Here is a 12,107-nt window from a genome sequence, read left to right as displayed (position 1 = left end):
CGGGGAGGGGGACCGTTCGCCTCTTCGGCGAATGGTGGAGGGGCAGCCAAGCAGGACCAGCGCTTGGGGCTGCCCCTCCACCACTTCGTGGTCCCCCTCCTCGTTCCGGGGGGGAATTGCGGAAGGCTCATACCCCAGCCCCGATCAGTTCGCGGCCGATCAGGAAGCGGCGGATTTCGTTCGTTCCCGCGCCGATGTCGTACAGCTTCGCGTCGCGCAGGAAGCGTTCGACCGGCCATTCCTTGGTATAGCCCGCGCCGCCCAGCGCCTGGATCGCCTCCAGCGATGTCTTCACTGCATTCTCGCTCGCCAGCAGGATCGCGCCCGCGGCGTCGAAGCGCGTCGTCTTGCCCGCATCGCAGGCGCGCGCGACGGCATAGACGTAGGCGCGGGCGCTGTTCAGCGCGACGTACATGTCGGCGATCTTGGCCTGCATCAGCTGGAAGCCGCCGATCGCTTGCCCGAACTGCTTCCGCTCGCGCACGTACGGCAACACCACGTCGAGGCACGCCTGCATGATGCCGAGCGGCCCGGCCGCCAGCACGGTGCGTTCATAGTCCAGCCCGCTCATCAGCACGCCGACCCCGCCGTTCAGCGGCCCCATGACGTTGTCGGCCGGGACTTCGCAATCCTCGAACACTAGCTCGGCGGTGTCGGACCCGCGCATGCCCATCTTGTCGAGCTTCTTCGACACGCTGAACCCCGCCATGCCGCGCTCGATCAGGAAGGCCGTGATGCCGCGTGGCCCGGCCGCGCCGTCGGTCTTGGCATAGACGACCAAAGTGTCGGCCTCGGTCGAATTGGTGATCCAGAATTTGGTGCCGTTCAGGACGTAGCGATCGTTGCCGCGCAGTTCGGCCTTCAGCTTCATCGACACGACGTCGGAACCGCTGGCGGCCTCCGACATGGCGAGGCTGCCGACGTGTTCGCCAGAGATCAGTTTGGGCAGGTATTTCGCCTTCTGCTCGTCGTTGCCCCAGCGGCGGATCTGGTTAACGCACAGATTGGAATGCGCGCCGTAGCTGAGCCCGATCGAGGCCGAGGCGCGCGACACTTCCTCCATCGCGACGCAATGTTCGAGATAGCCGAGGCCGAGGCCACCCCATTCCTCCTCGACCGTGATGCCGTGCAGGCCGAGCTCACCCATTTCGGGCCACAAGGAGCGATCGAACTTGTTGTCCTCGTCGATAGCCGCGGCCTTCGGCGCGATGCGATCGGTGGCGAAGCGGTGCGTTGTTTCGCGGATCATGTCGGCATTGTCGCCGAGCGCGAAGTCGAGGGCGGTGTCCAACTGTCTCTCCCAACGCATCGTTGCGTCTGTTACCAGCGGGCGAATAGCGAAACGCATCGGGGGTGCCAATGAGTCTGTTCCGTCGCAAGATCATCGTGCCGCAACCGCCGGAGAGCGCGCTGGCGCGAACTTTGTCGTGGCCGCATCTGGTGGCGCTGGGGGTCGGCGCGATCGTCGGGACGGGCATCCTGACGCTGATCGGGGTCGGGGCGGACCGGGCGGGGCCGGCGGTGATCCTGTCGTTCGCGATCGCGGGCGCGATCTGCGCATGCGCGGCGCTGGCCTATGCCGAAATGGCGACGATGATCCCGGCGAGCGGATCCGCCTACACCTACAGCTATGTCGTGCTGGGGGAGGTGATCGCGTGGGTGATCGGGTGGTCGCTGATCCTGGAATATTCTTTGGTCGTGTCGACCGTGGCGGTGGGGTGGTCGGGCTATGCCAGCGCGTTGCTGACGCCGATCGGCTTTCCGGTCGCGCTGACCAACGGGCCGGAACTGGGCGGGCTGGTGAATGTGCCCGCGATCTTCATCATCGCGGTGGTCGCGGGGCTATTGATGTTCGGGACGAAGGAGAGCGCGACGCTGAACGCGGTGCTGGTCGTCGTGAAGATGATCGCGCTGGCGGTGTTCGTGTTCGTCGCGTTGCCGTATTTCTCCGCCGCCAACCTTGAGCCGTTCTCGCCGTTCGGGTTCGCGGCACACGCGGTCACGACGGCGGACGGCAAGATCGTCGAGCGCGGGGTGATGGCGGCGGCGGCGATCATCTTCTTCGCCTTCTACGGCTTCGATGCGATCTCCACCGCGGCGGAGGAGACGAAGAATCCGGGGCGCGACCTGGCGATCGGGATCGTCGGGTCGATGGTCGCGTGCGTCATCATCTACATGCTCGTCGCGGTCGCGGCGGTGGGGGCGCTCAACTTTAGCCGCTTCGCCGACAGCCCCGAGCCGCTGGCGCTGATCCTGCGCGAACTGGGGCGGCCGGCGTTCGCGACGTTCCTGGCGGCGAGCGCGGTCATCGCCCTGCCGACGGTGTTGCTGGGGTTCCTGTACGGGCAGAGCCGCATCTTCTTCGTGATGGCGCGTGACGGGTTGCTGCCGCAATCGCTGGCGAAGGTGTCGCGGCGGGGGACGCCGGTGCGCATCACGTTGATGACAGCGGCGCTGGTGGCGATCATCGCGGGCGTCATGCCGATCGATGCGATCGCGGCGCTGGCGAACGCGGGCACACTGGCGGCGTTCGTCGCGGTGTGCGTTTGCATGCTGGTGATGCGTCGGCGCGAACCGGACGCGAAGCGGACGTTCCGGACGCCTGCCGCGCCGGTGGTGGGGACGATCGGGATCGTCGGGTGCGTGTACCTGTTCTTCAGCCTGCCGCAGACGACGCAGCTGTATTTCCTGCTGTGGAATGCGTTCGGGCTGGTGGTGTATTTCGCGTGGGGGCGGCGGCGGGCGTTGGCGGTCGGATGACGGGTGCGGAGGGGCGGTCGCCCCTCCGCCCGGCGATCAGGCCGCGAGCTTGCGCAGGACGTACTGCAGGATGCCGCCGCTCAGGTAATATTCCAGTTCGTTGACGGTATCGATCCGGCAGCGGGTCTGGAAGGTTTCGGTCGTGCCGTCGGCGCGGGTGAGAGTGACCTCCACGTCCTGACGCGGGCGGATGGCGGAGACGCCGGTGATGGTGAAGGTTTCGTCACCGGTCAGGCCCAAGGTCTGGCGCGTCACGCCGTCGGCGAATTGCAGCGGGAGGACGCCCATGCCGACCAGGTTCGAGCGGTGGATGCGTTCGAAACTTTCGGTGATGACGGCCCGGACGCCCAGCAAATTGGTGCCTTTTGCCGCCCAGTCGCGGCTGGAGCCGGTGCCGTATTCCTTGCCCGCGATCACGACCAGCGGCGTGCCGTCGGCCTTGTGGCGCATCGCGGCGTCGTAGATCGGCATGACCTGACCGTCATAGCGGCTCATGCCGCCTTCGACGCCGGGGACCATCTCGTTCTTGATGCGGATGTTGGCGAAGGTGCCGCGCATCATCACGTCGTGATTGCCGCGCCGCGCGCCGTAGCTGTTGAAGTCGGCCTTGCTAACCTGATGTTCTTGCAGGAAGGTTCCGGCCGGACTGTCGGCCTTGATGCTGCCGGCGGGCGAGATGTGATCGGTCGTGATGCTGTCGCCGAGGATCGCGAGCGGCTTGGCGTCGATGATGTCCATCACCGGCGCGGGGGTCATCGTCATGCCGTCGAAATACGGCGGATTGGCGACGTAGGTGCTGCCCGCCCGCCAGGTGTAGGTGTCCGACCCCTCGACCTGGATCTCGCGCCATTTCGCGTCGCCGGCATAGACGTTGCCGTAGCGGGCGCGGAACATATGGTCGTCGATGTTGGCGGCCATGAGCTCGGATATTTCCGCATTGGTCGGCCAGATGTCGCGCAAGTACACGTCCGCGCCGTCCGTTCCCTGACCGATCGGCGTGTCGATCATGTCGGTGGTGACCGTGCCGCGCAGCGCGTAGGCGACCACCAGGGGGGGCGAGGCGAGGAAGTTCGCGCGCACGTCGGCCGACACGCGGCCCTCGAAATTGCGGTTGCCCGACAGGACCGAGGCGGCGACGAGGTCGTTTTCGTTGATCGCGGCGCTGATCGGCGCGGCGAGCGGCCCGGAATTGCCGATGCAGGTGGTGCAGCCATAGCCGACCAGGTTGAAGCCCATCGCGTCGAGGTCTTCGGAAAGCCCCGCCTTGTCGAGATAGTCGGTCACGACTTGGCTGCCCGGCGCGAGCGAGGTCTTCACCCACGGCTTCGGCTTCAGGCCAGCAGCGCGCGCCTTCCGCGCGACCAGCCCAGCGGCGACCAGCACCGAGGGGTTGGAGGTGTTGGTGCAACTGGTGATCGCCGCGATCACCACGTCGCCGTCGCCGATGTCGTGATCAGCACCCTCGACCGCGACGCGCATCGGCTGTTCGCGGTGATAGAGCTTGTGCAGGTCGCCGTTGAACACCTCGTCGACGGTATCCAGCGACACCTTGTCCTGCGGGCGCTTCGGCCCGGCGAGGCTCGGCACGACCGACCCCATGTCGAGTTCGAGCGTGTCGGTGAAGACGGGATCGGGCGCGTCGGCGTAGCGCCACATCCCCTGCGCCTTGGCATAGGCTTCGGTCAGCGCGACCGTCTCGTCGGGGCGGCCGGTCAGGCGCATGTAATCGAGCGTTTTGTCGTCGACCGGGAAGAAACCGCACGTCGCGCCATATTCGGGCGCCATGTTGGCGATCGTCGCGCGATCGGCGAGCGTCATCTGGTCGAGGCCGGGGCCGTAGAATTCGACGAACCGCCCGACGACGCCCTTCGCGCGGAGCAATTGCGTGACGGTCAGCACGAGGTCGGTCGCGGTGATGCCTTCGCGTAGCGCGCCGGTCAGCTTGAAGCCGACGACCTCGGGGATCAGCATCGAGACGGGCTGACCCAGCATCGCTGCCTCCGCCTCGATCCCGCCGACGCCCCAGCCGAGCACGCCCAGGCCGTTGACCATCGTCGTGTGGCTGTCGGTGCCGACGAGCGTGTCGGGATAGGCGATCATGTTCGCGCCGCGCGCATGGTCGCCTGTTTCGGTCGAGGACCACACCGCCTGTCCGATATATTCCAGGTTCACCTGATGGCAGATGCCGGTGCCCGGGGGCACGACCTTGAAATTGTCGAGCGCCTTCGATCCCCATTTGAGGAATTCGTAGCGTTCGAAGTTGCGCGCATATTCCAGTTCGACGTTGTCGCCGAACGCTTTCGGCGTGCCGAATTCGTCGACCATGACGCTGTGGTCGATGACGAGGTGGACGGGCACCTGCGGATTGATCTTCGCGGGGTCGCCGCCGAGTTTCGTGATGGCATCGCGCATCGCGGCGAGATCGACGACGCAGGGCACACCGGTGAAATCCTGCATCAGCACGCGGGCGGGGCGATACTGGATTTCGCGATCGCTGCGGCGTTCCTGCTGCCAGTCGACGATCGCCTGCACGTCGGCCTCGGTCACGGTCACGCCGTCCTCGAAGCGGAGCATATTCTCCAGCAGCACCTTCATCGAAAACGGCAGGCGGCTGATGTCGCCGAACTTCGCCTCTGCGGTGGACAGCGCATAATAATCGTACGTCTTACCGCCCGCGTTCAGCGTGGTGCGGGCCTTCAGCGTGTCCTGTCCGATGGCGGTCATGTGCGTACGTCTTCCCTCTGCGGACCGCCGCGCCAGGGGAGGCGGCTGGGGAAGCCGCGCGGGCGCAGGCGGGGTTGGTTGCGGCGGGCGATAGCAGCGAGGGCGCGTGGGGGGAAGGGTGGGGTTGGGGTGGGCGTTCAGGCCCGCCACGACGCGCCGTTCATCGACCGCACCGTCATGACTCGCGGGGCCGCTGCCGACGATGCATCGAAAGGATAGCCCAAAAGGAGGGTCGGGCCGCCTCCATATTAGTACGTCGCCAGCGCTCCCGCCGGGGTATGTACGCCCAGTGAGCGGGTTCCGGTCAAACAGGTTTGTGGACCTTTTCAAGCGGCCTGCGCTCGGCATCCTGGCGGCCTATCGCCACCGTCGCCTGCGATCGGCGGTGAGCCGTTGCGATGCGTTGCTAATGTCCTATCCGAAGTCCGGCCGAACATGGTTACGGTTCATCCTGGCGACGTACTTCGCCGTCCTGCTGGAGCAGTCCGGAGAGGTCGATCTTTTCACGATGTTCAAGTTCCTGCCGAATCTGGCGTGGGACCATGTTCGCGGCCTGCCCGCCGCCCACGTCCAGAAATTGAAGAAGGCCGGATTGCCGCTGATCGCGGTCACCCATCAGCCCGACAGCGACGTCCTCAGCAAAAGAATACCCGTCATCTTCATGGTCCGCGACCCGCGCGATGTCCTGGTATCGTCCTATTTCCACGCGACGCGCCACCGCCATCGCTTCGAAGGCGATATCGACGAATTCGTTCGCGATGCGGAGCAGGGGCTGCCGCACCTGATCCGATACCTGAATCGATCGGCGGCGTTCCTGCAATCGTCGTCATACCATGTCGTTTCCTACGAAGAGCTGACGGCCCGGCCGATCCCGGTCGTCGCCGACCTGCTGCGTTTCCTGGGGCAGGTGCCGAACCCGGAGTCGATCGGGCGTGCGGTCGCGGCGGCGGAGATCGACAAGATGCGAAAGATCGAGGTGCGCAGCGGCATACCCGGTCATCAATATGATCGTAGCGATCCCGAAGCGTTGCGCGCGCGGCGCGGCGTCGTCGGCGGCTTCGGCGATTATCTGAGCCAGGAGACCCTTGCCTGGATCGCGACCACCTGTGCCGACACGCTCAGCCCGGCCGCGGCCAGGCTGGTCGAAAAGAGCCGGTCGATCGGTTCTGCGATCGATCGGCACGACGACGTGGTGACTGCGATCTAGGTGCGGACATTGGCCGGTCCTTTCCACAAGGCGTTCTGGCGCGGCGGGACGCGGTCGCGGCTGGTGAACATCGGTCATCTGCTGACCGGCAACGCCGCCAATATCGTGATCGGGTTGCCCGCCATCATACTGACGGCGCGCGCGCTCGGCCCCGCAAGCTACGGCGTCCTTGCCCTCATCCTGACCTATGCGCAGGTCATCAAGCGGATCGCCGACTTTCAGGTCTGGCAGCCGCTGATCCGGTTCGGCGCGAGCCTGGACGTGATGGATGACCGTGAAAAGCTGATGGCGCTGCTAAAATACGGCGTGCTCTTCGACCTGTGCAGTTCGGTCGGATCATGGCTTTTCGCGATGCTCGGCATCCTGGCCGCGATCGAACTGTTCGACCTGCCGCGCGAAACCGTCGCCATGATCGCCATCTACGCGACCGTTCTCTTGTTCAACATCAACGGATCGCCGACCGCCATATTGCGGATGGCCAACAAGTACCGGACGATAGCCTATGTCCAGTTGATCGCCGGGGTGCTGAAGCTGTTGCTGTGCGGCGCGGCGTATCTGGCGGGGGCGGGCGTCCTGACCTTCGTCTGTATCTGGGCGCTCACCGACAGCCTGGCCCCGCTGCTGGTTACCGCAGCCGCAGGCATGGCGTTGCGGCGCCAGCGGCTGCACCGCTTCTATCGCGCCGATCTGAAAGGCCTTTTCACGCGCTTTCCGGGCCTGTGGCGGTTCACGTGGTCGGCAAACTTTTCAGGCACGTTGTGGTCGAGCGCGCAGATGATGGACACGCTCCTGGTGGGTTGGCTGACCGATCCGGCGTCGGCAGGCCTTTATTATTTCGCGAAGCGTATCGCCCGGTTGGGTCAGCAGGCGGCGGCGCAGGTGCAGGCGGTCGTCTATCCCGACATAACCCGGTTGTGGGCGGCCGCGCGATATGATGCGTTTCGCCGCCTGGTGATGCAGACCGAACTGATCGTCGCCGGGTTCGGCCTGTTGCTGTTCGCCGCATCGGTGGTGCTTGGCGCACGGATCATCGCGTGGACCGCCGGCCCTGAATTCGGCGGCGCGGCGCCGCTGTTGATCGTGCAGAGCTTCGCGTTGATGCTGACGATGAGCGGTACGGTGATGCGGTCCGCGCTGTTGGCGATGGGGCGGGCCGGAGCGGTGCTGCTGATTGTCGCGGTCGCTACGCTGGCGTTCCAGGTGACAGCGATCGGCCTGTTGCCGGTGATGGGGCCGATGGGTGCGAACGTCGCACACGTCGTTCTGGGTGTGATCTGGCTGATGGGACTGGGCATCGCGTTCCGCCGCGCATTGTCGACGGTGAGCGAACCAGAGGCGGCGACGACGGTCTGATTGCGGCCGGATTTTCCATTTTCCTGCAGACCCCTGACTGCGATATATGGTCCGCCTCTTTCAACGCCGGGGGGCGCTCGCATGAAGCACGCAGTTTCGGCATCGCCATGACGGGTGGACGCCCGCGCGGCAGGTGGAGTTTCTGGCGGCGCTGCGCGAAACGGGGGGTGCGCCCAACGTGCGTTCGCACGTCCGGGCACCGTAGCGTCGATCGATATTCCCGCGCGGGCGGTCCTGCGGTATGGGCGCGCCTCTTTCATGCCGAGGGGGCAGATTATGGCGCAGGATCGGACGCTGCCGCGGCGTCGCGGCGCGTGGCTGGCGGCGTTGCTCGCACCGCTGCTCGCGGCGGAGCCTGCGCGGGCGCAGCAGCAGGACGAGCAATTGTGGCTGCAGGTCAACACCAACGTGCCGCTGGCGCCGAAGCTGCGCATCACGCTGGAGCAGATCGCGCGCTTCGGGGATCGCGCGGACGGGCTGTTCCAGACCGAATTCGGCGGCATCCTGGGCTACAAGGTGGCGGACAATGTGGAGCTGGGCTTCGGCTATCGCGCGGTCGGGGCGCATAACGGCAATAATGCCGACGACGAGAACCGGTTGCGCCAGCATGTGATCGCGACCTTCGGCCCGGTCACGACGCGTTTTCGCATCGACGAGCGCTTCAGCCCGGCGGGCGACGAGATCGGTTTCCGTATCCGGCCGCTGGTGCGGTACAATCACGCGCTGCGGCCGAAGGGGCTGGCGTTGTTCGTCAGCCATGAGAGCTTCTATCTGCCCAACAGCACCCGCTGGGGGCAGGTGCGCGGGTATGAGCGGATGCGCAACATCCTGGGCGTGACGGTGCCGATCGGCCGACATCTCAGCGCCGACGCGGGGTATCTGAACCAGTACCGCGTCGGACGGCGTGGCGCGCGGGCGCAGATGGATCATGCGCTGAGCGTGCAGCTGACGATCAACATCGAGGGGCTGAGCGCGCCGAAGGCCGACGACTAAGCGGTTGAACGCGCACGATCCGTGCTTGATTTTCGGGCGGCGCGACGCGATCAATCGCAGCCTTGACTGGCGGGGCGAACCTCCGCGGCGTATCGGGAGGGAGTATCGCATGACGGTTTCCAGGCAACTGGCGTTCGCGCTCACGGGGCTGGCGCTGAGCGCGTGCAATCCGCCCGCGGCGAATGACGGCAATGCAGCAGCAGTGGCCGAAGGCGCGACGGCGGGCGCGGGCGCGGTGCAGCCTGCGGCGACGGTCTCGCTGTGGAACAACGGGCAGGCCAAGCCGCTGGAAATTCAGGTCGCGCATCCGAACGGCGTTGTGCTGCAGGTGACGTCGCTGCAATCGCGCGCCACCGATACCGCAGTCGGCGTGCGGGTGATCAACGGACGCAAGGACGAGATCGACCTCAATCGCTGGACCAACAACCGCGAAGGGTTCCTGCTGCTGGAATCGGGGGAGCGGCTGTATCTTTCGCCGCCGACCACCAACCCGCGGCTGACGGTGCCGGCGGGCCAGACGTTCGAGGGCGAACTGGTGTTTCTCGGGCGGCTGCCCGCGGTGAAGAGCGGCGTGCTGGTGCTGAACGAGGACAGTTCGACCGACAGCCAATACAGCACGAACCCCGGATTTCGCATCGACCTACCGCTGGGTCAGGCCGCGGCGGGGGCGGCACAGTGAGGCGGGGCGTATTACTGGCGGGCGTCCTGGCGCTGGCCGCGTGCGACAACGGGCTGGTGTCGTTCGGCGGCGGCGACGGCGCGCCAGTGAATGCGCAGATCGCGCACCGCAACGGGGCGGTGTTGCAGGTCAAGTCGGTGCGCACGTCAGGCGAGCGCGTGTTGGTGTCGGTGCGCGTGATGAACGGGCGCGACCGGGAGATCGACCTGAATGCGGGGACCGACCACAGCTATATCGTCACCGACAGCGGCGAGAAATTGATGCTGGTCAAATCGCCGACCAACGCCGATCTGGCGGTGCAGCCGGGTAAGATGATGGACGGCGCGCTGGTGTTCGCGGGCAAGCTGCCGTCGTCGGGCCGCGCGACGCTGATCCTGAATTCGCACGACAGCGGCGACAATCAGTACAGCACCTATCCGCGGTTCGAGGCGGCGCTGCCGCTGGACGGCGCAAATGGCGGGGATATTCCGGAAGTGTCCGCGCTGTCGAATATGCAGAACGTGCCCGCGTCGAAGTTCGGGCTGGCGGCGGCGGGCGGATCGAGCTTCGGGCAGGCCGGACGCGCCACCAGCAGCCTGCAGGCGGTGGAGAAACTGAAGTCCGAACTGGGCGCGGTGGAAACCGACCGCGGGACTGTGGTGTCGCTGGCCGGCGACGTGACGTTCGATTTCGACAAGGCGACGATCCGTCCGGATGCAAAGGGCACGCTGGACCGGCTCGCCGCGCTGATCGCGGCGGGCGGCGAGGGCGAGATCGCGGTCGAGGGGCATACCGACGCGCGCGGCGACGACGCCTACAACAAGAAATTGTCGGAGGACCGCGCGAAGGCGGTGCAGGCGTATCTGGTCGAAAAGGGTGTGGCGGCGACGCGGTTGCGCACGATCGGCCTGGGCGAAATGCGGCCGGTCGCGCCGAACGCCAAATCCGATGGCACCGACGACGAAGCCGGGCGGCAGAAGAACCGCCGGGTCGAGGTGATCCTGCCGAAGCAGGCGGGCGCGCCGTCGCCCGCCGCTTCGCCGTCACCAGCGGCCACGGCGGGATGATCCTGCTGGCGGCTGCGCTGGCGGCGGCGCCGGTGGCCGAAGTGCGGGTGGCGTTCGATCGCCAGGGCGAAACCGCGGTCGCGACGCGAGGTCTGGCGGATGTGGCGGCGGGGCGAGCGGTGACGGCGGACGATCCGGCGCGGGTGGCGTCGGTGTCGAAGCTGGTGGTGGCGATCGCGGTGCTGCGGCTGGTGGAGGCGGGGACGCTCGATCTGGATGCGGATGTTTCCGATCGGCTCGGGTGGCGGTTGCGCAATCCGGCGTTTCCGGATGCGCCGATCAGCTTGCGGCAGTTGCTGTCGCACACGTCGAGCCTGACTGACGCGGTCGATTATGTCCTGCCGCTGGATGCCGAGCCGCGGGTAGTGCTGGGCGATGCGAAGGCATGGGATGCGGATCACGCGCCGGGGACGTACTTCCGTTACACCAACTTCAACTTCCCCGTGATCGCGGCGGTGATGGAGCGGGCGACGGGGGAGCGGTTCGACCAGCTGATGGCGCGGCTGGTGCTGGAGGCGTTCAAGCTGGAGGCGTGCTTCAACTGGGACGCGTGCAAGGCTGACGCGGCGGCGCGCGCGGTGGTGCTGTACGCCGACGGGAAGCCAGTGAAGGACGACAATCAGGCAAAGAAACCGGCGTGTTCGGTAACCCCGGCGCGCGACGGGTCGTGCGATCTGTCGAAGTGGCGGGCTGGGGCGAACGGCGCAATCTTCTCCCCGCAAGGTGGCTTGCGCATTTCCGCGCGGGGGTTGGCGCGGGTCGGGCGAATGTTGCTGAATGGCGGGACGCTGGATGGGGTGCGGGTGCTGACGCCCGCGTCGGTCGCGTTGCTGTCGGCCCCGGCGTGGACCTATGACGGGACGAACGGCGATCCGGGGAGCGATACCGATACCGGCGCGGTGAAGGCGGCGCTGCATTGCCGCTATGGCCTGGCGACGATGATCCTGGCGACACCGCGTGACGGGTGCGGCGACGATCCGTTCGGCGATGGGCGGCAGCGGTGGGGCCATGCGGGCGACGCTTACGGCCTGCAATCGGGGCTGTGGATCGATCCCGCGCGCGGAACGGGCGTGGCGTATTTCGCGACCGACGTGCCGGTCGAACCGGGAAAGCGATCCGCCTTCACGCCGACCGAGGAGCGGCTGGCGCGTGGGCGTTAGGGTCTGAACTCAATTGGAACGCGGTCGTGACGGAGCCGAATTTGGTGTTGGGCTAGGAGCAACGAGGGAGCGATGCTGAAGCATCGTGACCGAGGCGCGACGACGCCCGGCGCCAAATTCGGCCCGCCGCTGCGCGGTCGCCCGTGGAAAGCCGCCGAACGGCGTCGCTTGCTTGCGCGTAGCTT

The 12,107-nt window shown here is 66.5% G+C and carries 9 protein-coding genes; 7 read left to right on the top strand and 2 right to left on the bottom strand.

Annotation, left to right across the window (positions count from 1 at the left end):
- Positions 1-127 precede the first annotated feature (127 nt).
- Positions 128-1,249 carry an isovaleryl-CoA dehydrogenase gene (locus tag M0208_RS04660; protein WP_258893164.1) on the bottom strand — a complete coding sequence of 374 codons (1,122 nt, stop codon included), beginning with the start codon at positions 1,247-1,249 and terminating at the stop codon, positions 128-130.
- 110 nt (positions 1,250-1,359) lie between these two features.
- Here M0208_RS04660 and M0208_RS04655 point away from each other — a divergent pair, with 110 nt between their 5' ends.
- Positions 1,360-2,760, top strand: coding sequence for an amino acid permease (locus M0208_RS04655; protein WP_258890567.1), 1,401 nt, complete (start codon positions 1,360-1,362; stop codon positions 2,758-2,760).
- A 36-nt stretch (positions 2,761-2,796) separates the two neighbouring features.
- On the opposite strand, the gene acnA is transcribed toward M0208_RS04655, so the two are convergent.
- On the bottom strand, positions 2,797-5,484 hold the full coding sequence (acnA, locus tag M0208_RS04650; RefSeq protein WP_258890566.1) for an aconitate hydratase AcnA: 2,688 nt from the start codon (positions 5,482-5,484) through the stop codon (positions 2,797-2,799).
- A gap of 316 nt (positions 5,485-5,800) precedes the next feature.
- Here acnA and M0208_RS04645 point away from each other — a divergent pair, with 316 nt between their 5' ends.
- From M0208_RS04645 to M0208_RS04620, 6 genes are all read left to right on the top strand, one after another.
- Positions 5,801-6,691 carry a sulfotransferase domain-containing protein gene (locus M0208_RS04645; protein ID WP_258890565.1) on the top strand — a complete coding sequence of 297 codons (891 nt, stop codon included), beginning with the start codon at positions 5,801-5,803 and terminating at the stop codon, positions 6,689-6,691.
- A gap of 9 nt (positions 6,692-6,700) precedes the next feature.
- A complete protein-coding gene (locus tag M0208_RS04640; protein ID WP_258890564.1) occupies positions 6,701-8,044 on the top strand; it encodes a lipopolysaccharide biosynthesis protein in 1,344 nt (447 codons plus the stop codon).
- A gap of 276 nt (positions 8,045-8,320) precedes the next feature.
- The gene (locus M0208_RS04635; RefSeq protein WP_258890563.1) at positions 8,321-9,037 is read left to right on the top strand and encodes a DUF2490 domain-containing protein; all 717 of its coding nucleotides are present in this window, start codon (positions 8,321-8,323) and stop codon (positions 9,035-9,037) included.
- Between the two features lie 109 nt (positions 9,038-9,146).
- Positions 9,147-9,716 (top strand): hypothetical protein, encoded by a 570-nt coding sequence (locus M0208_RS04630; RefSeq protein ID WP_258890562.1) that lies wholly within the window; start codon positions 9,147-9,149, stop codon positions 9,714-9,716.
- Positions 9,713-10,762 (top strand): OmpA family protein, encoded by a 1,050-nt coding sequence (locus M0208_RS04625; protein WP_258890561.1) that lies wholly within the window; start codon positions 9,713-9,715, stop codon positions 10,760-10,762. Before M0208_RS04630 ends, M0208_RS04625 begins: the two co-directional genes overlap by 4 nt.
- Complete coding sequence (locus M0208_RS04620; RefSeq protein WP_258890560.1) at positions 10,759-11,922, top strand: serine hydrolase; 1,164 nt, start codon at positions 10,759-10,761, stop codon at positions 11,920-11,922. The genes M0208_RS04625 and M0208_RS04620 overlap by 4 nt, the downstream gene beginning before the upstream one ends.
- Positions 11,923-12,107 lie beyond the last annotated feature (185 nt).

This window comes from Sphingomonas sp. SUN019 (assembly GCF_024758705.1).
Lineage (GTDB): Bacteria > Pseudomonadota > Alphaproteobacteria > Sphingomonadales > Sphingomonadaceae > Sphingomonas.
Note: the sequence above shows the minus strand (reverse complement) of the source record. Positions and strands in the feature narration are given on the sequence as shown.